This is a genomic window from Oleiharenicola lentus (assembly GCF_051660365.1).
Taxonomy (GTDB): domain Bacteria; phylum Verrucomicrobiota; class Verrucomicrobiia; order Opitutales; family Opitutaceae; genus Lacunisphaera; species Lacunisphaera lenta_A.
This window is the reverse complement of record NZ_JBOZXB010000001.1, coordinates 2,061,266-2,087,700: the sequence shown is the minus strand read 5'-3', so window position 1 is coordinate 2,087,700 and position 26,435 is coordinate 2,061,266. Positions and strand designations below refer to the sequence as shown.

Genomic DNA, 26,435 nt, shown 5'->3' with positions numbered 1-26,435 from the left:
CCGCATGGTTTTACCCCGCAGCATCGGTCAGGTCTTTTTATTTTTGGCGCTGTGGAGTGCGCTGGCTGCACAAGTCGATCCACCGGAAGTCGCCACGCGCGGCACGCCGTTTCTGCGCAATTTCAGCCAGCTCGAAACGCAAGGCTCGCCGGTCAACTGGCAGATTCGCGTCCACCCGAACGGTTTCATCTACGCGGGCAACAACCTGCGCGTGCTCGAATACGATGGCGACACGTGGAATGGTTACCGCATCCCGCGCGCGCTCGCGCCCGATGTCTTTGAAATCGACGCACGCGGCCGCGTCTGGGCGCCGCTCGAAGAGGAGATCAATCGTTTCGAGCCTAACCAAACCGGCGTGCCCACTTCGGTGGATCGCAGCGCGCTGCTGCCGGAAGCGAAGCGACACTTCGGACGCTTCCTGCGCTCCGCCAGTTCGGCGGACGGCGTTTATTTCAGCAGCGAGAAAATGCTCGTGCGGATCGACTCGGCCGATCGCGCGCAGACGTGGGACGCGGTGACGAATTTCGAATCACTCTGGATCGTCGACGGCGTGCTTCACACCACGCAAACCGGGCGCGGCCTCTTCCAGCTCCGTAACGAAAAACTCGTGGAGACGCCGCTCGCTAAACCCTTGCCCGTCGTCTTCGCAGGGAAAAAATCCGGCGCGAGCGATCTGCTTTTGCTCACTGAGCGCGGCCCGATTGTGTTGGCCGACACCGGCGAATGGCGCGCGCTTTCCGTGCAATCCGCCGCGTTGTTTCGCCACGAAGCCGCGTTGAGTGCCTGTGCGCTTTCGGATGGCCGGCTCGCCTTTGGCACCGTGACGCGAGGCGTGTATGTGTTCACCGCCGAAGGAAAACTGGAGCAGCACATCGATGAGACGCGCGGGCTTTCCTCCGATCGCGTCAACGGTCTCGCCGAAGATGCCGAGGGTGGGCTTTGGCTGGCGCTGCATAATGGCATCGCGCGCTTGCAGATCGTTTCGCCTTACGCGACTCACCCCGGTTATCGCGGCAGCGTGCGCGCACTCATTCGGCACGACGGGAAAATTTACATCGGCCACGCGCAAGGCGTGTCCGTGATGGACCCGCACACCGGCGCGCAATCCCTGCTGGCCGGCGCCCCCGCCAATACAAATGGCACCATCTGCTTCGTCGAAGTCGGCGATCGTTTGCTGGCCTCGGTTTCCGGCATCCGCGAAGTCACGCGCGACGGACAACTCAAGCTCATCGCGCCCGTGCAGGCGAATCACTTGATCGCGTCGCGGCGCCACGCCGGCTGGTTTTTCGCGAACACCCCGAGCCGTGGTTTTTGGATATTTGAACCGCAGGCTGATGGCAGCTGGAAGCAAAGTGGCCCCGCGAAAAATATCCCGACCAACCTCGTGCGCCTGCTCGATACCGGCGACGGTTTCATCTGGGGCGCGGCCAACAACGGCGAGCTCTGGCGCGCGGATTTCCGAAATGGCCCGAGTCTCGACGCCACGGTGGAAATCTACGACGTCGAGCGCGGCGTGCCGAAGGCGGAGCGCAACGATTACCGCGAATTATTCGTGCTCGGCGATTCGGTCGTGGCGTCGAACCGCGGAGGCATGCTGCGCTACGATGCCAGCGAAAACCGTTTTGTGCCCGAGGAACGCATTGCGAATTTGCCCGAGAAAAAACCCGACGACATCAGCCCGCTCGACGATGGCTCGTATTGGCTGAAAAGCGGAAACGGTGGCCTGGCCTCCACGGGCGTTTTTGTGCTGCACGCAAAGCCTGATGGCGTCGATCGCTGGAGCACAGAAGCGTTGCCGCTCGGGCCGCTGAATCGCGTGAGCATCAACACCACGTTCGCCGAGCCCGCGCTCTCGACCATTTGGTTCGGCACGCAAGTCGGTGTGTTGTCCGCGCGGATGGACTGGCCGACGTCGCCGCAACTCACGCCCGCGACTGCGAACTGGTCGGCGGTGATCCGGCAAGTGCGCACCAGTTCCGGCAAAGTATTGGCCACGATGCCCGAGCCCGCCCCGCGCGCGCCGCAGTTTAAACCCGCGGAAGACACGCTGCGTTTTAATTTCGCCGCGCCCACTCACCTCACCGACAACGCCGGGCGCACGCACACGGAATACCGCAGCAAGCTCGACGGTTTCGACCGCGACTGGAGCGAGTGGACTTCGGAAACTTACGTGCGCTACACGAATTTGCCCGGGCGCAACTACACCTTCCGCGTGCAAGCGCGTAACTTCGCCGGGCAACAGGGCAGGGAAGCGACCTTCGCCTTCGCCCTGCCACCGCCGTGGTGGTTCGACCCGTGGGCGTGGTTCGCTTACGGCGTGACCCTGTGTTGGCTGGTCATCGGCATCGTGCACCTGCGCACAGCGGTGCTGCGCCGCAAAAACGAGCGGCTCGAAAAAACCGTCGCTGCGCGCACCGAAGATTTGCGCCAGCAAAATTCCGAGCTCGCGCGCCTGCACCAACTCGAACTCAGCGAAAAAATCACCGCGCGTCTCTCCGCGGAAAAATCCCGGCTCGAAGTGCTGCGTTACCAGCTAAATCCCCATTTCCTGTTTAACTCGCTCACGTCGATCCGCAGCCAGATCCCGCCCGCGTTGAGCAACGCCCGCACGACGATCGACCGGCTCGCGGAGTTTTGCCGGCTCACGTTGCACGGCGAACGCCCGAACGATCGCACCGTCGTCGGCGAGGAAATCGCGATGTTGCGTTCATATCTCGACATCGAACAGACGCGGATGGGCGAGCTGCTGCGCGTAGATTTCGAAATCGATCCGACGATCGACCACGACGAGTTGCCGCGCCTGCTCCTGTTGCCGCTCGTCGAGAACGCGCTCAAATACGGCCAGGCCACCAGCGAGGATGTGCTCGCCTTGAAAATCACCGTGCGCCGCGCCGGCAAAGACGGCGTATTCATCGAAATCGGCAACACCGGCTCGTGGGTCGAGCCCGGTTCGCGTCCGGGCATTCCGTCGCTGGGCATCGGCCATCACAATTTGAAGGAGCGCCTCCAACGCCATTATCCCGACGCTCACGAATTTTCTCACGCCGCCGCCGACGGCTGGGTGTTCGTTAGACTACACCTCAAAGGCAAACCCACCGGCGCGACGTGAGGCGCGCATAAAACTTCACGAGCGAGTCAGAAAACCACGAATCCGGCCTCATGCGTTGTGTGCCTTCGCTATTTCCATTCGTGTTCCTTCGTGTCCATTCGTGGTTCAAGTGTGGGTGGTTCGATTTCACACCGGAGCTTTCCCCGTGCATCCACGCCCGCTTGTCACACGTAACACAACCCACTCACTCCACCTCGAACACTTCTCCGCCCACGCGGTCTTAAATCGCCCATGCCCCGCGCTTTGATCATCGATGATGAAGCTTCCGCTCGCACTGACCTTCGCGGAATGCTGGCCGCGCACGCTGAAATCGAGATCATCGGCGAAGCCGCCACGGTGAAAACCGCACGCGCGCTGCTAGCGCGCGATGATTACGAGGTGGTGTTTCTCGACATCCAGATCGTCGGCGGCACCGGCTTCGATCTCGTCGCCAACGTGCGGCCCGGCGCGCGCATTATTTTTGTCACCGCACATAATGACTATGCATTGCGGGCGTTCGAAGTGAACGCGCTCGATTACCTGCTGAAGCCGGTGCAAACCGCGCGTCTCGCCAGCGCCGTCGCGCGCCTCGCGCAACCCCTGCCCTCCGACGACGAAACCCGCAGCCAGTTTCGCGACGATGATCTGGTGCATTTGAACTCAGGCACGCAGGCGCGTTTCGCGCGGCTGGCGGATCTTTGCGCGATCGAATCGCAGGAGAACTACACGCTGGTTCACCTGGCCGATGATTCGCGCGTGCTCGTGCGCCGCAGCTTGAAATCCTGGGAAGAAAACCTCCCTGCCAGCCTGTTTCTCCGCGTGCACCGCACCATGATCGTAAACCTCAAACGCATCACCGGCTTCCACCGCGACGGCCCGAAGTCGGTGCTCCTTAATGTCACCGCCGTCACCGAACCCGTGCCGGTTAGCCGCCAGCTGTGGAGCGAATTGAAAGACCGCCTGCCACCGATCAACGGCCTGGCCGGCCGCGTGCAGGATATTTAACAACCGCCGCACTCATAAGGCCGTCGGTTTAAGAGGGCCGATGACCTCCGGAAAGATTTTCAGGATTCGCGCGTGCTCAAGTCCACCCGGAAGTCGGGCTCTCTTGCGGACACACTCGAAAACATCCGTTCGTCACCACTCAAGGACAGTTGGTCACAGACGACTGGGCATAAACTGGCGGAGAGTTTGAGTAGATTTCATTCCAGCGAAATGGCGGGGCTCATTCCTTGGTTGGTTGGGTTACACCTTCGCTGGAATTTTTTTTATGCCCGCCTCAGTCACTATCATCCTCGGGGATTTATTGCGTGTGCACGCCGAAGGTCGCATGTCGCTCATCCCGATCGCCGAGATCGTCGCGGTTCGCTCGTGCGAAAATTATTCCACGATTCATTTGCAATCGGGCGAGACGATCACGGTGCGCGTCACGCTAAAACTCTGGAAAGACGTGCTCCCGGCGACGACCTTTGCCCAAGTTCACCGCACCGCCATCGTGAACCGGCGCCGCTTCCGTGGTTACACCTGCCTGCGTTCAAAACAGCGTTATTTGATTGTCCAAGACCTTGCCGAACCTGTCGCCATTGGCCGGCTTTTCTGGCCGCAGCTCAAGCAGATCTTGCAGGATGTCACGCCGGTTGAGTCGGCCTTAAGGCAAGCGGTTTGAACGTAGCGCGCGTCGGTCCGGCATTTCCACGCCAAAGGCTGCCCGCGCTCTTGCCACCGCGGATTCGTTGCGCATGAACCTGCTTGTCTGGGCGAAGCTTAGACCCTTCCCCGGAGCCGCCGCATGATTCTCCAACGCCAAAGCAAATCCCGCCGCCGCCGCAATCGACGCACTTTTATCCTGTGCGTGCTGGCCGGTATCGCGGTGATGCTTTACTTGATTCTCGGCCCGGTGGTGAAACGGCGTTTCCAGACCTGGCAATACCAGCGCCAGCTCGCCCAAGCCGCCGACGGCTCCGAAACCAAGGATCCGCAAGCGCCCGCACTTTCCTTGCAAACCTCCCTGCACGCCAACGCCGGCAATCCCGCCGCGTGGCGCATGGCGGCCGACTGGCTCGACTACACCGGCGACCGCACCGCGACTTCCCTGCGCGAACAAATCATCCAGCTCGAACCCACCGTCGCGGAAAATCGTTTCGCGCTCGTGCGCACCGCGCTGCGTTTTCGCGACGCGCCCGCGGCCCACGCCGCGCTCGATGCGCTGCCGGCCGAGGCCCGCGATTCCGCCGAGGGCAAACGCCTCGCCGCCGCCGCCGTGCTCATTGCCGGCCGGTCGACGGACGCCGACGAATTGCTCGGTGCCGCGCTCGCGAGCGAAAAAGATCCCGCCCGCGCCAAGCTCGAGCGCCTGTTCTTCCGCCTGCGCTACGGCAACTTTTCCCAAGCGAGCAACGCCCGCGAAGAGCTGCTCCTTTCCAGCCGCCTCGCCGATTTCCGCCCGGAAATCCTGCGCGAGCTAATCTACGACGATCTCCGCCGCAACGACAGCGCTGCCGCCCGCAGTCGCGTGGAAACCCTGCTCAACCTCCCACAAGCCACCTTTCAAGATCGCCTGCTGCGCGCCGATCTCACCGTCGCGGCCAGCCCCGAAAAAATCCCCCTCGTGCAAGCCGAGCTCACCCCACTCGCCGCGCCCGACGCCACCCATGCCGTCTTACTCGCGGGCTGGCTCGCCAACTACGGCCGCACCGCCTCCGCCACCACGTTTCTCGAAAGTCTCGCCCCCGAAATCCGCGACCAGCCCACCGTCCGCGCGGCGCTCGCCGGCCTCGCTATTGCTAAAGAAAACTGGCCGCTCACCACGCAGCTGATCGCCGCCGGCGCATGGGGCCACATCGAACCCGAGTCCGTGCAACTCGCCCTCAGCGCGCGCCTGCTCGACACCCGCGAACGCCCCGAGCTCCGCCGCGAAGTCTGGAACAGCGCGCTCACCGCCACGGAAAAAGAATTAAGCGGCCTCCAGGTCCTGCGCCGCCTCGCGCTCCTGTGGAAATGGGACGACGAATACGAAATCACGCTCTTCCACATCGCCCGTCGCTTCCCGCAGGAAACCTGGGCGCATCAGCTGCTCGCGGAAAATTATCTCCGCAAAAAACAAACCGCCGGCCTGAAATCGGTTTACGCGCTCTGGCACGAAGCCAACCCGGCCGACGCCCGCGTGGAGATCACGTGGCACTACTTGGAACTGCTTTCCAAACCCGTCACCGCCGAAACTCCCGTTAACCTCCGCGTCCGCCAACTCTACGAAACCGCGCCCACCAGTCCCTTTTTCGCCACCGTGCAGGCGCTTTCCCTCTCGCAACTCGGCGAGAACGACGCCGCGCTCTCCACTCTCGACAAGCTTCCCGCCGCCGAACGCCGCGCCCCGAGCCGCGCCTTTTATTACGCGCTGTATCTCGCCACCGCCAAACGCTTGGAGGAAGCCCGCACCTACCTCGAAGTTTCCTCGGAAACCGCGTTGCTCCCGGAAGAGCGCGCCCTGTTAAACCGCGCCCGTTCGCTGGCCGCCGTCGGGCCGAAATCGTGAGGCATAACCTGATTTTTAGTCTTTGCCTCCGCCCCGTCGCCCTCTAGCTCTCAACCCCTCCATGAAATCAATCCGTCCCCTCGTCCTTTCCCTGTTGGCCGCCGTTATGGTCGCGCCGCTCGCCGCGCAAACCGCTCCCGCGGCCACGGCCCCCGTTAAACCCGCCGCCGCCCCGACCGTCACCAAGGTCGCCCCGGTTTCCATCGCTTACGTCAACAGCGGCGCGTTCGGCGACCCGACCACCGGCCTCAAGCAACTCGTCCGCGTCACCCAAAGCCTCGAACTCGAGTTCAGCAGCCAGCAAAGCGAACTCTCCCTCCTCAACGAGAAACTCAAGACGATCGTCGCCGAACTCCAAAAGCTCGCCGCCGACCAAGTCGCCAACGCCGACGCCATCAAAGCCAAGCAAGTGGAAGGCACCGCGCTCCAGCAGGAGATGCAGGGCAAACAACAAGCCGCCCAACAAGCCTACAACGCCCGCGCCCAGGAAGTCCAAGGCCCGGTTCTCCAACAAATCGGCAAAGCCCTCCGCGAGTTCTCGAAACAACGCGACATCGGCATCCTCCTCGACGTCGCCAAAATCGGCGAAGCCATCCTCGACGCCAAGCCCGAGCTCGACGTGACCGCCGACTTCATCGGCTACTACAACACGCTCAACCCGTAAGCGTCCGCTAAAAATTTAAACCTCAAAGCCCGACGCTAAAAACGTCGGGCTTTTGTTTAGCCTGCTCAGCGAAATTGGCGGCGGGGTCATCAGCCCCGCAAAAGGCATGTCCTGCGCTGCTGGCTCACACCTCCACGGCGCCCAAGCCTGCCGCGCTCGCCGCCTCCGTCGCGAGCCACGCCCGCGCCACCGCGAGCGCCGCGGGCTCATCGGGCAAGCCCAGCTGCTTCGCGCGGAGCAATGCCGACACGAGATTGATCTGCGCGCGCGCGTCGTCCGGATTCGCCTGCGCCGCCTGCAACTGAAAGCCCGCGCCCAACGCGAGCTGCTCAGGCGCGAGCACGCCTTTTTCACCGAAGAATCCTGTCAACGTCGCCGCCAATCCGTGCACGTGCGTCGACGGCGACGCCGGCGAGGAGTAGGGCAGGCCGTGGCCCGCCGGCAGCGCCGTCCACTCCATATAAGTGCGCACGAGGTCGTGGAATTTTTTCAGCTCCTCATCCGCCGAAGCCGGATTCCACCTCGTGGAAAACGCCTTCAGTTCACGAAACTTTTTCACTTCCCAGATGCGCATCGTCAGCTCGAAGTCATCGTTGCGACTCCGCAACGAACCCGTGAGCACGTAATCGAGTCCACCTTGCACGCTCTCGCTGAGCTGGCGGATATTTTCCGCCACCCACTCCGACGGAAACAGCGCGTAATGCTTCGCACTGGAAACACCGACCGCCGCGATCGGCTCGTAAGCGGCCCCGGCCATGAAGGTCTCCGCAAACCACAGCGGCAAACCCCGACACCAACGCCCGAGCGCATCCTCCGGTTGCGTGGCCCGCGCCACCGCGTCCGGCAAGCCCGGCAGCGACAACTGCGCAAACGCCACGCGACGCAACTTGCCTTCCTTGTTCGCCAGCAACCGCGGCGCGTGCGCTTCGAGTCCGTAAAACCAGATCGGCTTGCTGATGCTCGCGATGTCCACTTTCGCCTGTGCCGCCGGCACCGCGGGGGCGTTGACCTCCTCGGTCTCGCTCAAAAACAGTTCCGACACCGCATTGGAAAACCCGACCAGCCGCGCCTCGAGCTCCGGCCGTTGCAACGAAAACAACAGATCCAGCAAATGCTGCGCCGCGTCGGCATTGCGCACCACGATGTAAGCTTGGAGCAAATTCAGGCCCGCCGCCGCGCCGTGTTTTTGCACATCATATCGCGGGGCCAGTAACTCGATGATCTCGCGCACATGGCCATTCGTGCCGAGGTCCGCCGAAATCGTCATCAACACATCCGAGCGATCCGCCGCCGTCGTGAGGATGCTTTCATACGCCGCCAGCGCGCCCGGCAAATCCTTCGCCTTCAACTTCTCGCGCGCCGCCGCCAGCTGCGGCAACACCCCGCCCGCAGAAATCGGCGCAGCTGCAGGTGCAGTTGGCACAGAAGTCACTGGAGCCGCCGGCGTCGGTTGCCCCGCCGGTTTCTTATCCGCAAAACGATCGAAGAATCCCATGCCGTCAGCAAACCGCCGCGCGTGCCGCTGGCCACTCTGTTTTTCATCCTGCCAGCCAGCCTGAATCGTTCTCCTTCTCTTGATCGTTCTCCTTCTCGGGCCTCTCCGCAGGCCGAGAGTGGAATCCACGGATCGCACCGGTGCGCCCTCTTAGATTCCATCCAGCGGCGAACGCACGCGTGAGTTGGAGAATCGAAGGTTGAATCTGAAGAAGTTAACTCACTTTCTTCCGCAGATGACCGCGTCGAAACTTACGCTTTACGCTGAGGCCGAATAATACTGTTGGGCAAAGTTAATAATAATCCAAAGCCATGGGTGAACGGATTTCAGAAATAGACCAACAGCTCCGAGAAACACCTTTCGTGGCTCTGTTACTCGCGCTCGATAAGAATAGGGCGAAGCGCAATGCCTGCATATTTTTCTGCGTAATTTTCGCTGGCTTGGTTTTCTTCCTCTCCTGGAACAAGTGGCTGTATCTTGTTCCAGCATCACTGGGCATCGGTGCTTTTCTGTATCACATGAATATTGTCATTGTATCATCCGAATTGAAGCGCCGCCCGCGAGCGCCTGAAGCTTTGAATGATGTGGATGATAACGGGGAAACATCATGATAGACTTAAAAGAGCCGAACCAAGCGTCTCAGCCAACACCGACAAGTCGGCGTGGCTGAGCTCAAACGATCGGCAAAGAAATGGAGTATCGCATACGCATTGCCGAAGCCGCCACGGGTATCGTCCTACGCCCAGATGGCAGCTATGAAGAGTGTTTTGCAACGCGGGAAGATGCTCTCCGGCGGAAGGATGAGCTACTACGCTTACTCCGCACCGCTGAAGTTTGGCTCTCGTCCTCCGAGAGTAAGCCCGAACGATTTTGTGATGGTGACTATGTGTTGCGGCGCGCGATCGAAAAAAGGGCCGTCTACGAATCGCGCTCTATCAGTCGGCGCATTTTCGACTTATTCCAGCGATGAAGAAGAGGCCTAACCACACGCCAGAGAAAACGCGCGGGAAGTGACCATAACTCGCATGGCCGAGCTCAGCTCCACACTTCCCCTAATTTCAGGTTCACAGCGCGCTCGCCCGCGCGTGTCTCATCGTTAACGTTGGGCAATGAGCGAATCATTCATCTCCGAGTGTCGTCGGATGATCGCAGGTTGGGTTCTCCGACGAATGGTTAAAGCTGAGTTTCTCGGCCAGCTTGCGAAGATGGATGTGCGCGAGGCGGATCTCTGGAAACCAGCGATAAGAACCACCTTGAAGAAAAGAAGGCGGGCAAACCAATCGTCACAGCCAACGCGACGTGGCTGAGCTAAAACGTTCGGCAAAAATGAATGTAATCGGAATTTGCGCTGTCGCGCTTGCCGCACTTGCGGTGCTGTTCGTTTCTTTCAATGGCCCGCGCAAGCCGAGCGCGCATCAACTCGGGGAGGATGCGTTTCAACGCACTTTCGGCGATTTGTCACCCCGGCCAAAATTAAAGACTTCATGGTCTTATTCATTTCCGGTTTTTGAGGTGATGTTTGAATCGAAGGCCGAGAAAGAAAAGGCGGCACTGCTGAATGCAAAGTTCAGCGCTGAACTCGATGAGCTCTTGAAGGACTATGGCTCTGTCGATCGGCGCTTCCGCGCAACGCTTGGGGTGTCCTTTACCTACCCAGGCTACCTCGAAGAAATAGTGACGGCCTACTGCCACAATGCGCCTATCCAACCGCCCGAGCCAACGTCCAAGCTGGCCTCCGGACATGGCTCATCTTGAAACGTTCTCCAAAATCATGAAACCCATCGAAGGCTATCGATTGATCACTCCGAATGAGCTGGCTTGGCGGCCGTCGAATTTAATGCGCATTCCGAATGCGGACTACTTGGAGCGCACAGGCAGCGAGATCCTCGGGGCGCGCCTTTGGCGGCTGCCGCCCCAAAGCGCGAACACGCTTCACAAGCACGTGATCGCCGAGGAATTCTACTTCGTCCTCGAGGGCACCGGTCGCATGCGCGTGGGCGAAGAGACGCTGACCATCCCGCGCTATGGCGGCGTTCTGGTCGGCCCGGCGGCCCTCCGCCAACTCTTCAATGACACCGACGCCGAAGTCCTCTGGCTCATCGTCGGCGCCCCCGACAAAGAGTTTAAGTCCGGCAAAGTTGATTTGAAGCAGCACTATCCGGTCGAGCCCACGCAGCTTCCGCCAGAACTCAAAGGAGTCAAATGGCCGCCAAAAAGCTAAGTCCGCGAAACCCGGAGCGAGGTTCACCACTACGGCTGGCGCAGGTTTAACGGTCGCCGAAGAGAAACAAAATTTACCCGTTTAGCCGGACGCAAAAATCGAAACTCTGCCGTTCCGCGCTCGCTATCTTGCGCGGGGACGTGAGCGTCCGGCCCATGAAAACCCCGTCTGCTTTCGCGCGCCGAGCTTTCGTCGGCCTCAGTGTGTTGCTCCTTGGTCTCACCGGCTGCACTGGCCCGGCGGTGCGCACGCCCGAGCGCGTGGTCACCGCCGAAGCGCCCGTGCCCGATGTCATCGTCGTGGGCGCCGGACTGGCCGGCCTGACGACGGCGAAGGACTTGATCCGCGCAGGAAAAACCGTGCTCGTGCTCGAGGCCACCGATCGCATCGGCGGTCGCGCGCACACCGATAAGACCTTTGGCGCGGGCGTCGAAAATGGTGCCCAGAAATGGCTCCACGGGATCGACCTCGGTGCCGGTTGGATTCACGGCGCCGATCACAATCCGCTCCGCGCGCTCGTCGACGAAATGGGTTTTACGCGCACCCCGAGCAAGCTCGACGGCGCGGTATTCGTCGGCAACCACCGGCTCACGCCCGAGGAGAAAGCCGCGTTTCACGCCGCCCTAGGCCAAACCGAGGAAGCGATGGAAAAAGCGCGCCACGCCGGCCTCGACCTCGCTGCATCGGAATTTCTCCCGAAGAGTTCGGCTTACCGTTACCTCGTCGGCGCCAATATCGGCCCGCTCGAAAGCGGCTCGGATATCGCAAAAACTTCCAGCGTGGATGCCGTCGCCATGGATACCGATCCGGATGATTTCGTCCGCGAAGGCATTGGCAATCTCGTGACGCGCTACGGTCGCGACGTGCCGGTGCAACTCAACTCACCGGTCACCGCGATCCGTTATGGTTCCGCCGCTGCCGGCAGCGAAGTGGTGGTTGAGACGGCCAACGGCAAATACCGCGGTCGCCGCGTCGTGGTGACGGTTTCAACGGGCGTCCTTGCTGCGCGCCGCATCGCGTTTGCGCCTGAGTTGCCCGAGTGGAAATGGGACGCGATCCGCGGCCTGCCGATGGGGCTGCTGAACAAAATTATTTTCCGATTCGACGGCGAAGTTCTCCCGAACGAACCCGTCAGCGAGTGGGTGTTGCACCAGCAATCGCCTCCGCCCGAGACCGGCGAACCCGAGGTGATGGCCTTCGTGGTGAAACCGCTCGGCAGTAATCTCATCGTCGGATTCTTCGGCGGCTCGCAGGCCCACCGTTTCGAAAAGCTCGGCGACAAAGCCGCCGCCGACTACGCCAAGGCCGCGCTCGCCCAGATGTATGGCCCTGAACTGGTCGCCCGCATCCGCAACGACGAGACCAAGGCCACGCATTGGGGGCAAAATCCCTGGACACTCGGCGCGTATTCGGCAGCCCTGCCCGGCGCGTCGAAGATGCACGAGGAACTCGCGAAGCCCGTCGATGGCCTCGTTTTCTTTGCCGGCGAAGCAGCCGGCCCGGTGGAATTTAACGGCAGCCTCGCCGCCGCGTATGTGTCCGGACTGCAAGCGAGCCGCGCCGTGCAACTGTCGCTGGCCGACACTCCCGTCACGACTCCCGCGCCCAAACGCGAACCGGTCGCCGCGAGGCGCTAAGCGTTTTCTCCTCGTTACCAACTGGTCTCATCAAGGGGGCGCTGCGCGGATTTTTCCCGCGCTGGCGCCGCACCGCGTAGCAGCAGGGTTTGAATAGTTAAAATCCGACCACTTTTGGCGAAATCACGGGAAGCATTTTCGCGCGATAATAGTTAGGGTAGGGCAGTCTGAGCGCACCCCCGCTGTCCCCCATGAACCCCGTTACCTCCCGTGTGTTTGGCCATTTGCCGACTGGCGAAGCCGTGCGCGCGTGGACCCTGTCGAACGCCCGCGGCGCTTCGCTCGAAGTGATCGAATACGGCGGCATCGTCACGCGCCTCCTCATGCCGGATCGCCACGGAAAATTGGCCGATGTCGTGCTCGGTTTCGCTTCGCTGCCACCTTACCTCGACGGTCACCCGTATTTCGGCGCGATCGCCGGACGCGTGGCGGGCCGCATCACCGGCGCGGAATTTTCGTTGGCCGGCCAACGCTATCCGCTCGCGCGCAACGATCCGCCGAATCATCTCCACGGCGGCAAAATCGGTTTCGATAAACGCCTGTGGCACGCCGCGCCGCTCTCACGCGCGGATGGCGCCGCGTCGGTGCGGCTCACCCTGCACAGCCCCGACGGAGACGAAGGTTATCCCGGCGCGATCGATGCGACGGTCGATTTCACGCTGACCGCGCGCGACGAATTCATTTTCGAAACCGAAGTGCGCGCCAATCGCGTGACGCCGGCGAACCTCACGCACCATTCGTATTTCAATCTCGCCGGCGAAGCGTCGGGCTCGATGGAAACCCAGACGCTGCAGCTCCACGCCGACACTTATGCGCCATCGGACGAATTCATGACGCTGCTCGGTCGTCGCGAATCGGTGGCGGGGCAGGGAAATGATTTTCGTAACGCCCGCAAAATCGGCGACGCCCTGCCGGAAATTTTCAAGCAGCACGGCGACGTGTATTTCATCAATCGTCCCGCGGATCAGAAACACGCGTTGGTGCCCGCCGCCCGCGCGCATGATGCGGAGAGCGGCCGCATCCTGATCGTTTCGAGCACGGAAGATTGCATCCAATTCTACTCCGGCGCCGGACTCGATGGTTCGTTGCGCGGAAAATCCGGCGCGCCTTACCGCCGTTACCAGGGCTTCTGCCTCGAGTGCGAAGGTTACCCCGACGGCGCGAACCGTCCCGACCTCGGCGACATCATGGTTCGGCCCGATCGTCCGCGTCGCGAGACCACGATCTATGCGTTCTCGACGGACTCCGTTTAAAAAAATTCCTCCATGGATCACGAAACCGTTTCCACGCTCCGACCGCCGACGAAACTCGACTACAGCCTGACGGGGGAAAGCGCCGCGCGGGCGATCGAACGCGGGCTCGCCGAGGCCGAGTGGTATCAAACACCCGTGCCGCGCGCGACGATGCGCAAACTCCTCGAGCGCCGCGACGGCCCCGCGATTCGCGACACGCTCATTTGGTTCGGCCTGATTTTGGGCGCGGCCTACGCGACGTGGGCGCTGTGGGGTTCATGGTGGGCGGCCATTCCGTATCTGATCTACGCGACGCTCTACGCGTCGACGGCGGACTCGCGCTGGCACGAAGCGGGCCACGGCACGGCGTTTAAAACCGATTGGCTGAACAACGCGCTCTACGAAATCGCCTCGTTCATGGTGATGCGCGAATCGACGGTGTGGCGCTGGAGCCACACGCGCCACCACAGCGACACGATCATCGTCGGCCGCGACCCCGAGATCGCCGTGCCGCGTCCGCCGAATCTGTGGGGGTTGATGAAAAGCTTTTTCGCGCTGCCGGTGTATCCCGGCTATTTCAAAGCGATCCTCGCGCACTCGTTCGGGAAAATGAGCGCGCACGAGCGCACGTTTATTCCCGCAAGCGAATTTCCAAAAGTTTTCCGCAAGGCGCGCCTCTATGTGCTGATTTACGCAACCGCCGTCGCGCTCGCGATTGCCACGCGCAGTTTCCTGCCGGTGCTTTACCTCGGGCTCACGCACATTTTCGGGACGTGGCTGATGCTGGTTTACGGACTCACGCAACACACCGGCCTCGCCGAAAACGTCCTCGATCACCGTCTCAACTGCCGCACGGTGCGCATGAATTTCGTGAACCGGTTTCTCTACTGGAACATGAATTATCACGTGGAGCATCACATGTTCCCGCTCGTGCCGTATCACGCACTCCCGCAACTGCACGCCGCCGTGAAACACGACATGCCCGCGCCCTACCCGAGCCTGTGGGATGCGTGGAGCGAGATCATCCCCGCCGTGTTGAAGCAGGTAAAAGATCCTGCGTATCACGTGAAACGCACGCTGCCCGCGAAACACGATCCCGTCGGCGAGGTGCGGCCCGTGTCCGCCGCCGAGCCGACGTCCGACGGCTGGATCGAAGTCTGCGCCGCCGCTGATCTCGGCCAGGAAGACGTAATCCGTTTCGATCACCGCCGGAAAAGTTACGCGCTCATCCGCAACGCCGCGGGCGTGCTGCACGCGACCGACGGTTTTTGCACGCACGGCAACGTCCACCTTTCCGACGGCTGGGTGAAAGGCGATTTCATCGAGTGCCCGAAACACAACGGCCGCTTTTTCCTCGCCGACGGTTCGCCCGCGCGCGCGCCGATTTGCCGCGGCTTGGGCACGTATCCGATCGAAGAACGCGCCGGCCGTCTCTGGCTCAACGTCGCGAAAGTCGGCGGCTCCGGCGCCCGCGCGAGCACACCCATTGCGCTGCGCATCGTGAGCACGCGCAACGTCTCGACGTTCATCCGCGAACTCGAAGTCGAGCCCGTCGACGCGACGCTGCGCGTGAATTTCACGCCGGGCGATTATTTGCAGGTCGAGATTCCGACCTACGAAGAAATCCGTTTTCGCGATTTCGATATTCCCGAGCCCTACGCGTCGGTGTGGCGCACGCAGCACGTGTTCGATCTCGTCGCGCGCAACCGCGAAGCCGGCCGTCGCAACAACTACTCGCTCGCAAGCAACGCGAAACACGAACGCGTGCTCCGCTTCAACGTCCGCCTCGCCACGCCGCCACCCGGTCAGGACTGCCCGCCCGGCGTCGGCTCCGCTTACATGTTCAGCTTAAAAGCGGGCGACACGATTTCCGCGATCGGCCCATTCGGCGATTTTCACCTGAAGCCCACGCAACGCGAAGCCGTTTACATCGGCGGCGGCGCGGGCATGGCGCCGTTGCGCGCCCACCTCTCGCATCTTTTCGAAACCGAGCACACGAAACGCAAAGTCAGCTTCTGGTATGGCGCGCGCTCGAAACAGGAATTGTTTTACGAAGATTATTTCCGCGGCTTGGAAGCGGTGCATCGGAATTTTTCGTTTCACGTCGCGCTCTCGTCGCCGCTCGCGAGCGATGCGTGGACGGGCCCCGCGGGTTTCATTCACGAAATCGTGCTCGAAGACTATCTGCGCGCGCATCCCGAACCGAAAGCGGTCGAATATTACCTCTGCGGCCCGCCGATGATGATCAAGGCCGTCACCAAGATGCTCGCCGACCTCGGCGTGCCCACGCTGCAAATCGCCTTCGACGAATTTTAACCCGCGCCGCTGCGTCCTCATTTTTCCAACACCCCATGGATCTCAAAATCACCCCGCCCGCGCCGCCCAAAAAAGATTACCGCATCGGTATCCTCGGCAGCGGTTTTATCGTCAACGACTGCCACCTGCCAAGTTACCGCAAAGCCGGTTTTAATCCCGTCGCCATCGCGTCGCGCACGCGCGCCGCAGCCGAGAAAGTCGCGGCGAAACACGGTATCGCGAAAGTTTACGACAGCTACGACGCACTCCTCGACGATCCGACGATCGAAGTCCTCGACATCGCCGTGCCGCCGCAAGGCCAACTCGCACTGATCGAAGCCGCCTGCCAGCGCGGCACCGTGAAAGGCATCCTCGCGCAAAAACCGCTCGGCGTGGATTACCGTGAAGCCGTGCGCGCCGTCGAAGCCTGCGAACGCGCCGGCATCGTGTTGGCCGTGAACCAAAATATGCGCTACGACCAATCCGTGCGCGCCGCGAAGACGTTGCTCGACGACGGCAAACTGGGCGCGCCGGTCTTTGCGACCATCGACATGCGCGGCATCCCGCACCTCATGCCGTGGCAGGAAGAACTCGGCTGGGTCACGTTGCGCATCATGTCGATCCACCACATCGACTGTCTGCGTTACTGGTTCGGCGACCCGGCGCGGATTTATTGCAGCACGCGTCCCGACCCGCGCACGCATTTCGCGCACACCGACGGCGTGTGCACTTACATTTTCGAATACGACAACGGCCTGCGCTGCGTCGTAATCGACGACGTGTGGACCGGCCCCGCGCGCGAGGGCTGCCCGGCCGACCTCGCGATTCGCTGGCGCATCGAAGGCACGTCCGGCCTCGCGCAAGGCGACATCGGCTGGGTGAAAAATCCTTACACCACGCCGTCGAGCATCCGCTACGCGCTCACCGGCGACGCCGGTTTTTCCGAGCCGAAGTGGAGCGAGAGTTGGTTTCCCGACGCCTTCGCCGGCACGATGGGCCAGCTCCTCACTGCGCTCGCCACCGGCCAGACGCCGGCGATTTCCGGCCGCGATAATTTGAAAACCATGGCGCTCGTCGAAGCCGCCTACCTCAGCGCGCAAGAACACCGCGCCGTGTCGCTCGACGAAATCCACCACACTTCGTGAGCGGCGCGCCCGCGCGAAATAAATTTAACCCCAACCTCAAAACGAAATCCTCATGAAACTCGGCATCATCAACAGCGCGTTCGGCCAGGCCGGCGTGGACACCGCCACCGGCCTCAGCCACATCGCCCGCATCGGCTTCGACTGCGTGGATATTTTCACGGAGGCGATGACCATCTCGGCCGACGAGAAACGCATCATCGGCAACACCTGCCAAAAGCACAGCCTGCCCATCACGTCGCTCGTCGTGATCGCGGCCGGCCTCACCGATTTCAATGACCCCGTGCGCGACTTCCATGTCGAGCGCGTGAAAAAATTCATCGACCTCGCCGCCGAACTCAAAGCGAAGAACATCCTCCTCGTGCTCGGCGAATACATCTGGCAACGCGAAGTCATCCCGCCGGAGGCGCAATGGGGTTGGGCCGTCGAAACCTGCCGCAAGATCGGCGACTACGGCGACCAGAAGAATGTCGACATCGCGCTCGAGCTCGAACCGTTCCGCCTGAGCCTGCTCAACAGCGTCGAAAAAATGGTGAAGTTCGTCGACGACTGCGCACACCCGCGCGTCCGCGCCAATATCGACATCTCGCACCTCGTCCTCGCCGACACGCTGCCGAGTGATGTGCTTAAATTGAAAAACAAAGCGATCCACGTGCACATCAGCGATTGCAACGGCATGGTGCACGGCGACCTCCCGCCCGGCCGCGGCATCGTGAAATTCGAGCCGTATCTTCACGCCATCAAAGAACTGAAGATCGACGGCACCGTCGCCATCGAACTCGAATATTCACCCGATCCTTCGAAAATCGTCGAATGGGTCGAAGAAGCCTACACCCAAACCGACCGCCTGATGCAGCTCACCGGCCTGCGCGGGTGACGTTTCAAACCATGGCGCCGGCAAATCCCGGCGCCACCGTCAGTCACTGCATGGTAGGGCCCGACCTTCCGCCGACGCAAAAGGCTATGGCTGACAAGCCGGGCGGGCGGCACGAATTTGATTCCAGTGCGGCTTTACGCGGAGCCTACACGCCCGCAAAAAGCCGCACTCAAAATCTGTGCCCTTGCGCTAGAGTGAGTTGGTGCCTGTTCTCCCTGCCATGAACCTCATCCCAGTGCGGCTTTCGAGTGCGGCATAATAACACTGTTAGGGAGAAAGATCATGCAACCGATGCCCGGCGAGATTGAGGAAGCGAAGAAGACTCCGAATGGCTGGGTCTACCGCATCAAAGGGAATTATCGTCCCGAAGAAGCAGTGCCACCACAGGCGATTGTCGGTGCGTGGAAAGTCGGTGCTTCCCGAAAGATTGTCGGAGACTTCATCCCAAATCCGAAGCATCTTCCATCGTTCGAAAAGAAGTAAGACCCTAACCAGCCGCTAGAGCCAACGCTCACCGTCCCGCCTAATTCGCCCATGTCATCCCCGCTCTCGACTCCGTCCTCTTTCCGGGTGAGCGTGGCTCATCTTTAACGTTGGGCAAACATTATGAGGCTCTCCCTGTTTTTGCTGCTGTTGGGTGTGGCGACGGTGACGCATGCCGAGGTCGACCAGCGCGCGCTGCTCGGCACGTGGTTTCGCACGCAAGATCGATCATCGATTGAGATCACATTCGCTCGCGATGGTGCCTTCTCCGAAAATATCACCGTCGGAGCCGAGCGCCGACCAGCCGGCCGAGTCGATGGCCGCTGGGCAGTCGAAGGTGATATGGTGAAAATCACATTGCCTAGCATCGCACCGATGGGCGTTTCTCCGCGTCAGGATCGCGTCGTGACGTGGCGGATCGAGAAAGTGAGCGGCGCCAATCTGTCAGTAGCCGAGAATGGAAGTAAGGAATTTTGGCAGTTCACGAAGAAAAAATGAACCAAGAGCCCAACCAAGCGGCACAGACAACTCCGGGGCTTCGCGCCTCCGTGTCTGACCTTTAACGTTCGGCTGAAGAAAAGATGAACGCCCAATCGAAACCAGTAATCGCAGCTTGGGGCTACATAGCGATGGGCGCCCTTTTCGCCGCTGTTCACCTGCCGCATCTGATCCATTCGATTCCTGAAAAGAAGATATCGGTCGCTGTATTGGCCGCTACCGGGTTCCTGGCATTTGGTTGCTGGAGCATCCTTTTCGGTTTCAGCCGCCTGTTCATGCATGAAGACGATCGCCGGAGGTGGTTCGAGGATTTTAACCGGAACGAAGACAAGATTAGAGGCGGCAGCCGCAGGACAGTTATCATCCTTGGCTGTATCGGCATAGTCACGATTCTGGGCTCCTCATCCTACTTCCTCTGGTTCTATTGAGCAAAAGAAGCCGATCCAGCCGGCCACAGCCAACGCTCACCATCTGTCCTTTTTCGACCATGACGACCCCGCTCCGACGTTCGTCCGCCGCTCTGCTGTTATCCTGAGATCGAGAGTAAGCCCGCTGCTCCACCCATAACGATTGGCTCAGGCGGGGATGTGCAATTCCAGCCAGAAGCGACTGCCGGTTCCGAGTTCAGAATCCACGCCGCACGATCCGCCCATCTGCTGCATGGCGCGCGCGACGATCGCCAGCCCGATGCCGGTGCCTTCGACGTTCGCGGTCGCCGTCACCCGTTCAAAAATCCCGAAGATCCGCGAACGCGCGTGCGGCGGGATGCCGACGCCATTGTCCTCGATCCAAATTCTCAAGCGCTGATCGGATCCCCGCGGCGAAGCAGCGACGTCGCCGTTCGTCGATTCATACACGGCGGGATTAAAAGCCGCGGGCGCCTTCGGTTGTTTCTCTGAATTCACCGTCCTGATTTCAGACCACACCACGATGGTTGGATTGCGCTCAGGTGCGGAGAACTTCATCGCGTTCTCGAAAATATTCACGAAGCACTGCCGCAGTAAAATATCGTGGGCGCGAGCGATTCCCAGCGGCGCCTTCACGGTCACGATCCGCTCCACATCCGGGCTGAATGCCACCACCGCTCGCACCAAGTCAGTGATATCTACCGTCGTCATCTCGATATCCGCACTGGAGATTTTACTGAACTTGAGCAGGTCGCGGGTGAGTGCATCCAGCCGCTTGCTGGAAGTTTTCAAACGCGACACCATCACCTGCGCCTCCGCGGGTAACTGCGCAGAAAATTCGTCCTCAAGCGCCTCACTGTAACCGATCAAAGCGCGGATCGGGGCTCTCAGGTCGTGGGCGATCGTATAGGAAAAGCTCTCCAGCTGCGCGATGGTTTCATTCAACCGGCTGGTGCGTTCGACCACCTTTCCCTCCAGACTGTTGGCGTGCTCCTGCAGCGTGATGCGCGCCGTCGCGAGTTGTTCCTGCCGGCTTACCCGCTCCAGGGAAATCGCGAGGTATTGCACCAAGGTCGCCAGAAATTTCACTTCATCCGCCGGCAGCGTTCCCTCCACGTAGCTGCCCACCGCAAGCGTGCCGAACAGCTGATCGCCCAACACAATCGGGAAACCGGCAAAATGCCTCATCCCGCTGCTTCGCAAGACCGCATAGTGTTCGTCGGCGATCTGCGTCAGATCGGGGAGCACCACGATTTGATGAGTGACCGCGCAAGGCCCCACCGGACCAGCGCCCAACGGAAAACGCTGCAGTTCGTCCTTGAGCCAGGTGAGCAGTCCGCCCGAGGCGCTTAACTTGAGCGCGTCCTCCCGCACCGAGAAGGTGTGGGTGAAAAACACATCCACGCCGAGATGCGGTGAAAATGACGGCAACAGTTCCGCGATGTCCTTCATCGGGTCTTCGGAACGCAGGAGCACGCTCAGCGCACGAGAAAGCATCGAATCGTGTTGCTGCTGGCGTTGCAGGGAGACGGCCTGAATTTCGCGCTCCGTCACATCCTCGATGATCGTGATGGTGCCGACGATTTCCTTGCCCGCCAGCAACGGAGCGATTCGCACCGTTTGCAGCATCGTCTTGATTTCCGATCCGGCCACATCGACCGGAATCGGCAACAAGTGTTTATGCAACGCCGAGGATAACACGCTGATTTCTCCGTTCAGCGCGCGCTGGTAACGTTCCAAAAAGCGCCGCGCGACTAACTCGGGGAAAGTCTCGCCGAGTGGCTGCCCGATAATCTTTTCCGCCACCCACGGGCCGCGGGTGGCGAGCCATTGATTCCAACTGCGAATCTTCAGCGAGGCATCCGTGGTGAAAATCCCATACGGCGCGATGTCCTGAACCCAGTTCGAAACGGCATCGTGCGCGCTGAACGAATCAGGAGTATGGTCTGCGGTGGACATGGCCGTCCTGGGTTTACTCAACCCGTCTGGCGCGTTTCCCAGATCGCGAGTTCACTCAACAATCGATCCAGCGACGTGATGCCCAGGATGATGACGAGATACCCCGACACATCGCTCGAGCGCAGATTGAAACGGGTCTGGATCATCAAGCCGTGCGTGAGCCGGTCCTTCGAATTCACGGTGACCGATTGCAACAGGTTCTTCACCGTTTCCACCTGGAGACGCGGCACCGCAAACGAAACCTGCACGTGCAACAGATTGCCGAAGACGCCCAGGCAGGCGTTGAGCAAAATGTTGCCGATTTCGGTCACGACTTCGCGTGCACTGGAATCAAACCCGCGCGCCGCCGAACGGTCGTCGTCAAACAAGCGACTGAGAATCACCGCCGCATCCTGATCGAGCAGCAGCATCGCGTTGCCGGAAATCGGGCCGGAAAACATCTGGTTTACACTGGCGACTTCGCCTTTGACCACCGCTTCAAGCTGCGGGGCGATTTCTAAAATTTCTTCGATGGCCACTTTGGGCACTTCGAGAGAGACGCGATAACCCGTCAGCTCCGAAAGCGCGCTGGCCGCGCGACCGTAACCGATGTTGATGAGCTCCGTGAGCGCATCGGTTTGTTTGGGATTCAGCTCCATGTGTTGCCCCCGCCCAAAACCACCGCCACTGCATCGGCGAGCTGCTTTTTATTGACCGGCTTGTTCACGAACGCCGAAGCGCCGGCAGTCCGCACTTCCTCGATCGTCGATTTCTGAATGTCGGCGGTGGCCACGATCACTTTGATATCGGGATTCACCTCGCGGAGCTTCGTCAACACTTCGGTGCCATACATTCCCGTCATGACCATGTCCAAAACCACAAGTTCATGCCGGTTTAAAAAATAACGCTCCAACGCCTGCGCACCATCGGACGCTTCCTCCACCGTATGCCCCAGTTCCTCCAAAATCAGCCGGGTCGAACGACGCGCGAAAGAGGAGTCATCAACGATCAAAATTTTAGTCATATGCGGTCGGTAATTGCTTGAGCCATATCAGAAAGCGAAATCGCGGCATCACTCAACCCAGCCTCCACGACAGAACGTGGCATCCCATAGATGACGCAACTCTTTTCAGATTCCGTGATCACCGCGCCGCCCCGCGCTTTCACCCACGCGGCGCCTTCCTTCCCGTCATCACCCATGCCGGTCATGACCACCGCGAGCACCCGCTCGCCAAAAACTTCAGCCGCGGATTTGAAAAGCACATCGGCAGACGGCCGATGCAACTTTTCCAGCGGCTGCATCGGTAATGACGCACGCACCAGTCCGTCCGCCCCGCGCACAAACGTCAGGTGACGCCCGGCTTTCGCCAGCCAGACCACTCCGGGCGTCAACGTGTCGCCCTCGCGCACTTCGCGCACTTCCAACTGCGAAAGTTCATTCAGTTTTTCGGCAAAGAGCGCCGTGTAGCCCACGGGCATGTGCAGCACGATCGCGATGGGCACCGGAAACGTCTGCGGCAAGAGCGGGATCAAGTAGCGCAGCGCCTGCGGACCGCCGGTGGAAATGCCCAAGACCACCACATCCACGGGCGAAGGATGCGCTGCGCCGACTTTCAGCGCGTGTTGGCTGGTCGGCAGCGTGAGCGATTCCGGACGGGTGACACTCGCCAAAGCCAGCACCTGCCCGATCAACCGTTCGCGAATCGAGTGCAATTCGTCATTCGCGAGGGCGGTCGGCTTGCGAATGATCTCGATCGCACCGGCACCCAACGCATCGACGGCTTTTTCCGCGTCCTCCGAAATCGACGAAAGAATCAGAATCGGCAGCGGCCGGGCGGCCATCTGGCGGCGCACAAACCCCACGCCGTCCAGTTTGGGCATGATCAAGTCGCACACTACGACGTCCGGCGCTTCCGCTGCCACCAACTCCAGCGCCTCGAGACCGTCGCGCGCCACCGCCACGACGTTGATCAGCGGACTGCTCATCAACATTTCACGAATCACCTTCCGGGCGAAGGCAGAGTCATCGACCACGAGGACACGGATGGATCGCACCTCGCTCATGACGGCTCCACCTTCACATACACGAACGCCCCGGCGATTTCCTGTAATTCAAACTTGGCCGTGATTTTGAGCAGGGACTCCGAGGCGCCGACAAACAAATAACCGTTGCGCGGCATGCGCGCAGCAAACGATTCCGCCGTTCGTTTGATGGCCGCCGGGGAGAAATAGATAAACACGTTCCGGCAAAAAATGACCTGGGAGTTTGCCAGTCCGTGAAACTCTTCGGCGGCGACGAGATTGGCCCAGTGAAAATTTACCCGCGCGGCGATTTGCGGATCGATCTTCATGCCAGCAGCCGTGGCGGTGAAATATTTCGCGCGCAACCCATCCGGCATAGAACGGAAAGAGCGTTCGCGATAAATTCCGGCCCGCGCCTTGTCCAAAGCCGCCTCGCTGCCGTCGCTCGCGTTGATCTCGATGGGATGATTGCCCCAGCCGCCTTCTTGCAGGGCGATGGCCAAACTTAATGGTTCCTCACCCGTGGCGCACGCGGCGCTCCAGATTCGCAGTGGCGCCGTTTCGTTTTTAAACCACGCCGGCACGACGACGTCGACCAGCGCACGAACCTGATCGAGTTCCCGCCAGAAATAAGTCTCCGGCACGGAAAAGGCATCCATCACGCGCAGCCACTCGCTCTTTCCCTTCTCCTCGTATTTGAGGATGTAATAATAATCGAGGAACGACGCGCATTGGTGCGCGCGCGCCCGGTCAGCCAGTTTCTCCAGCATGGAATCGAGGCGCGAGTCATCGAAGTGCACGCCGGTTTTTTCGTGCACCAAGTCGCGCAGCAACGTCGGCACTGGGGCCGGGGCTTGCAAAATGCCGTCGCGACCGGCGGGGAAAGTCGGAAACATCCGGGCCTAATTAGTTACGGCCAGCCTTCGCGGTTTTCTTGGCCGGCTTATTCGAAACCGTGACCGGGACAGCTTTGGTTTCCGGAGCACTGGTCTCTCCCGATCCACTGCGCAGGCCGCTCATACCTTGGAGAAGCGCCGCGGCGCTGCCGGCGTTTTCGATGTTCGCGGCACTGATCAACTTGATCTGGGTGGTGATATTCTTCGAGCCGACAGTCAGCGACTTCATCGCCTTGGCTTGTTCCTCCATCGCCTTGGCGGTCTGGGCGGATTGCACTTTCAAGTTCTCCGTGCCAGCGCTGACCTGGGCAGTCGCGACGGCCTGCTCCGCCATGGTCTTGGGCAGGGCGGCGGCCATTTTAGCCAGCCGGGTAGCTTCCTTGGAAATTTGATCGGTCGCGGACGCCTGTTCGGCAATGGCCTTCGCCGTGGTGACTCCGCCGCGCCGCAACGACTCAACTGCGGCCACCATCTGCGTGGCGCCGGCGGCTTGCTCGGTCGTCGCTTTTCGTAATTGGCCGGCGATCGAACTGGTCGCTTGCGCCGCTTTCACCACTTCGCGCGCCGCGCGGCCGTGTTCGCCCATCGCTTGGGAAACTTCCTTGGTCGTTTTGCGCATCTGTCCGGTGGCTTGGACGATGCTCGCCGCACCCTTGGCTTGTTCGGCACTGGCGGTCGCGACCTGCCGCGATTGCACTACGGTGGTTGAAGACGCTTCGAGCAAACTCTTGCTCGCGCTCACCTGCTCCTCGGAAGCCCGGCTGATTTCGCCCATCAACGTGGTGGTTTCGGCGATGCCATTCAGAATTTTTTTCAAGCCCTGCAGGCCGTTTTCCGAAAGCCGGTTGGAATCCTCGGCGACCCGGAAACCCTCGTTCGCGGTTTCAGTCGCTTCGCGCGTCACTTGCTCGAGTCCCCGCACGATCTTGGTGATGTCCGCGGTCGCCTTGGCGCAGCGGTCGGCGAGGTTGCGAATCTCCTCTGCGACGACGGCAAATCCACGTCCCGCTTCACCCGCGCGGGCGGCTTCGATCGACGCATTGAGCGAGAGCAAATTGGTGCGCTCGGCGATCACGCTGATCGTGTCGACGATTCCGCTGATCTCGCCGGTTTGCTTGTTGAGTTCCTTCATTACGACGGTCGAGGCGGTCATCGATTTGGAAACCCGGCCGATGCCTTCGATGGATTTCTGAATCGTTTCGCCACCTTCGTTCGCATCGCGGGAAACTTTTTGGGTGATCTCGCGTGTGCGCTTGATCAGTTCGAACGACGAGCGACTCGAGCGATCCATCTGCGTCGCACTCGTGTTGGCGCTGGCGGCCGCTTCGTTGATCCGTTCGCTATTTTGCGCAACCGATTGAATCGAGCGGGCCATTTCCTCGATGGACGTGGACGTTTCTTCAACGGAGGAGGCTAGGCCTTCCGCCATCGCGCCGACTTCCTCGATGGAGGCCGCCATTTCATTCATGGAAGAAAGGGTTTCCTCGGCGGCCGCGGAAAGGCTTTCGGCATTTTGCGCCACGCCTTGGATCGAGCGAGTCATCTCCTCGATCGACGCGCTGGTTTCATTCACCGTGGTGGCCAGTTCCTCCGAATCGCGGCTCACCCGTTTCACCGACGCGGAAACTTCGGTGATGGCCGTCGTCAGTTCTTCCGCCGACGTCGCGAGTTCCTGGCCCGAAGCCAGCACGCTTTCCGTCGCCTTGGTAATCTCTTTCACTGCCGCGCTGGTTTCCGCGGCGCCCGCCGACACGAGAATGGTGCTGGCCGTCACCTGCTCGATCGACGCGGCAACCTCGTTAATGGAGGAAGCGATCTCGTTACTGGAGTCGGTGAGAGAGAGGGCCTGTGACGCGGTGCCTTTGAGCGAGAGCACCAACTTGTCGATTTCCTTTAAGTTTTCCGCCGCCGAAACACTTTGGGCGCGGCCCGGTTGGCTTTTGATGGTTTTCGGCATGGTCGGAGAAACAGTTTTACGGCGCGAAGTTTGCATGGGGAAAGAGAGTTA

23 protein-coding genes are annotated in these 26,435 nt (G+C 60.8%); 16 read left to right on the top strand and 7 right to left on the bottom strand.

The window, feature by feature from the left end; genetic code table 11:
* Positions 1-4: 4 nt before the first annotated feature.
* From ACRRQW_RS07735 to ACRRQW_RS07715, 5 genes are all read left to right on the top strand, one after another.
* On the top strand, positions 5-3,109 hold the full coding sequence (locus ACRRQW_RS07735; RefSeq protein ID WP_438480703.1) for a histidine kinase: 3,105 nt from the start codon (positions 5-7) through the stop codon (positions 3,107-3,109).
* A 231-nt stretch (positions 3,110-3,340) separates the two neighbouring features.
* Positions 3,341-4,093: a LytR/AlgR family response regulator transcription factor gene (locus ACRRQW_RS07730; protein WP_438480702.1), complete on the top strand. Its 753-nt coding sequence runs from the start codon at positions 3,341-3,343 to the stop codon at positions 4,091-4,093.
* A 265-nt stretch (positions 4,094-4,358) separates the two neighbouring features.
* The gene (locus ACRRQW_RS07725; RefSeq protein WP_438480701.1) at positions 4,359-4,754 is read left to right on the top strand and encodes a LytTR family DNA-binding domain-containing protein; all 396 of its coding nucleotides are present in this window, start codon (positions 4,359-4,361) and stop codon (positions 4,752-4,754) included.
* A gap of 123 nt (positions 4,755-4,877) precedes the next feature.
* Complete coding sequence (locus ACRRQW_RS07720) at positions 4,878-6,620, top strand: hypothetical protein (protein WP_438480700.1); 1,743 nt, start codon at positions 4,878-4,880, stop codon at positions 6,618-6,620.
* 61 nt (positions 6,621-6,681) lie between these two features.
* Positions 6,682-7,284, top strand: a complete 603-nt coding sequence (locus ACRRQW_RS07715; RefSeq protein WP_438480699.1) for an OmpH family outer membrane protein — start codon at positions 6,682-6,684, stop codon at positions 7,282-7,284.
* Between the two features lie 124 nt (positions 7,285-7,408).
* Here the strand turns inward: ACRRQW_RS07715 and ACRRQW_RS07710 are convergent, their stop codons facing one another.
* The gene (locus ACRRQW_RS07710) at positions 7,409-8,779 is read right to left on the bottom strand and encodes a hypothetical protein (RefSeq protein ID WP_438480698.1); all 1,371 of its coding nucleotides are present in this window, start codon (positions 8,777-8,779) and stop codon (positions 7,409-7,411) included.
* Positions 8,780-9,090: 311 nt separating this feature from the next.
* Here ACRRQW_RS07710 and ACRRQW_RS07705 point away from each other — a divergent pair, with 311 nt between their 5' ends.
* From ACRRQW_RS07705 to ACRRQW_RS07655, 11 genes are all read left to right on the top strand, one after another.
* Complete coding sequence (locus tag ACRRQW_RS07705; protein WP_438480697.1) at positions 9,091-9,390, top strand: hypothetical protein; 300 nt, start codon at positions 9,091-9,093, stop codon at positions 9,388-9,390.
* Positions 9,391-10,078: 688 nt separating this feature from the next.
* Complete coding sequence (locus ACRRQW_RS07700) at positions 10,079-10,534, top strand: hypothetical protein (RefSeq protein WP_438480696.1); 456 nt, start codon at positions 10,079-10,081, stop codon at positions 10,532-10,534.
* A 16-nt stretch (positions 10,535-10,550) separates the two neighbouring features.
* Positions 10,551-11,000: a cupin domain-containing protein gene (locus tag ACRRQW_RS07695; protein WP_438480695.1), complete on the top strand. Its 450-nt coding sequence runs from the start codon at positions 10,551-10,553 to the stop codon at positions 10,998-11,000.
* A 155-nt stretch (positions 11,001-11,155) separates the two neighbouring features.
* On the top strand, positions 11,156-12,637 hold the full coding sequence (locus ACRRQW_RS07690) for a flavin monoamine oxidase family protein (protein WP_438480694.1): 1,482 nt from the start codon (positions 11,156-11,158) through the stop codon (positions 12,635-12,637).
* Between the two features lie 191 nt (positions 12,638-12,828).
* Positions 12,829-13,890, top strand: a complete 1,062-nt coding sequence (locus ACRRQW_RS07685; RefSeq protein WP_438480693.1) for an aldose epimerase family protein — start codon at positions 12,829-12,831, stop codon at positions 13,888-13,890.
* A gap of 12 nt (positions 13,891-13,902) precedes the next feature.
* The gene (gene nqrF, locus ACRRQW_RS07680) at positions 13,903-16,185 is read left to right on the top strand and encodes an NADH:ubiquinone reductase (Na(+)-transporting) subunit F (RefSeq protein WP_438480692.1); all 2,283 of its coding nucleotides are present in this window, start codon (positions 13,903-13,905) and stop codon (positions 16,183-16,185) included.
* Between the two features lie 35 nt (positions 16,186-16,220).
* On the top strand, positions 16,221-17,309 hold the full coding sequence (locus ACRRQW_RS07675; RefSeq protein ID WP_438480691.1) for a Gfo/Idh/MocA family protein: 1,089 nt from the start codon (positions 16,221-16,223) through the stop codon (positions 17,307-17,309).
* Positions 17,310-17,361: 52 nt separating this feature from the next.
* Entirely contained in the window at positions 17,362-18,183 is an 822-nt protein-coding gene (locus tag ACRRQW_RS07670; protein WP_438480690.1) for a sugar phosphate isomerase/epimerase family protein, read from the top strand.
* A 282-nt stretch (positions 18,184-18,465) separates the two neighbouring features.
* Complete coding sequence (locus ACRRQW_RS07665) at positions 18,466-18,666, top strand: hypothetical protein (RefSeq protein WP_438480689.1); 201 nt, start codon at positions 18,466-18,468, stop codon at positions 18,664-18,666.
* Positions 18,667-18,789: 123 nt separating this feature from the next.
* A complete protein-coding gene (locus tag ACRRQW_RS07660; RefSeq protein WP_438480688.1) occupies positions 18,790-19,164 on the top strand; it encodes a hypothetical protein in 375 nt (124 codons plus the stop codon).
* An 83-nt stretch (positions 19,165-19,247) separates the two neighbouring features.
* Complete coding sequence (locus ACRRQW_RS07655) at positions 19,248-19,592, top strand: hypothetical protein (RefSeq protein ID WP_438480687.1); 345 nt, start codon at positions 19,248-19,250, stop codon at positions 19,590-19,592.
* A gap of 147 nt (positions 19,593-19,739) precedes the next feature.
* Here the strand turns inward: ACRRQW_RS07655 and ACRRQW_RS07650 are convergent, their stop codons facing one another.
* From ACRRQW_RS07650 to ACRRQW_RS07625, 6 genes are read right to left on the bottom strand one after another with little or no spacing between them, the layout of a single operon-like run.
* Positions 19,740-21,530, bottom strand: a complete 1,791-nt coding sequence (locus tag ACRRQW_RS07650) for a sensor histidine kinase (RefSeq protein WP_438480686.1) — start codon at positions 21,528-21,530, stop codon at positions 19,740-19,742.
* Between the two features lie 17 nt (positions 21,531-21,547).
* A complete protein-coding gene (locus tag ACRRQW_RS07645) occupies positions 21,548-22,168 on the bottom strand; it encodes a chemotaxis protein CheC (protein WP_438480685.1) in 621 nt (206 codons plus the stop codon).
* On the bottom strand, positions 22,159-22,533 hold the full coding sequence (locus ACRRQW_RS07640; protein ID WP_438480684.1) for a response regulator: 375 nt from the start codon (positions 22,531-22,533) through the stop codon (positions 22,159-22,161). Before ACRRQW_RS07640 ends, ACRRQW_RS07645 begins: the two co-directional genes overlap by 10 nt.
* Positions 22,530-23,573 (bottom strand): chemotaxis-specific protein-glutamate methyltransferase CheB, encoded by a 1,044-nt coding sequence (gene cheB / locus ACRRQW_RS07635; RefSeq protein ID WP_438480683.1) that lies wholly within the window; start codon positions 23,571-23,573, stop codon positions 22,530-22,532. Before cheB ends, ACRRQW_RS07640 begins: the two co-directional genes overlap by 4 nt.
* On the bottom strand, positions 23,570-24,427 hold the full coding sequence (locus ACRRQW_RS07630) for a CheR family methyltransferase (RefSeq protein WP_438480682.1): 858 nt from the start codon (positions 24,425-24,427) through the stop codon (positions 23,570-23,572). The genes cheB and ACRRQW_RS07630 overlap by 4 nt, the downstream gene beginning before the upstream one ends.
* Positions 24,428-24,437: 10 nt before the next feature.
* Positions 24,438-26,420: a methyl-accepting chemotaxis protein gene (locus tag ACRRQW_RS07625; protein WP_438480681.1), complete on the bottom strand. Its 1,983-nt coding sequence runs from the start codon at positions 26,418-26,420 to the stop codon at positions 24,438-24,440.
* Positions 26,421-26,435 lie beyond the last annotated feature (15 nt).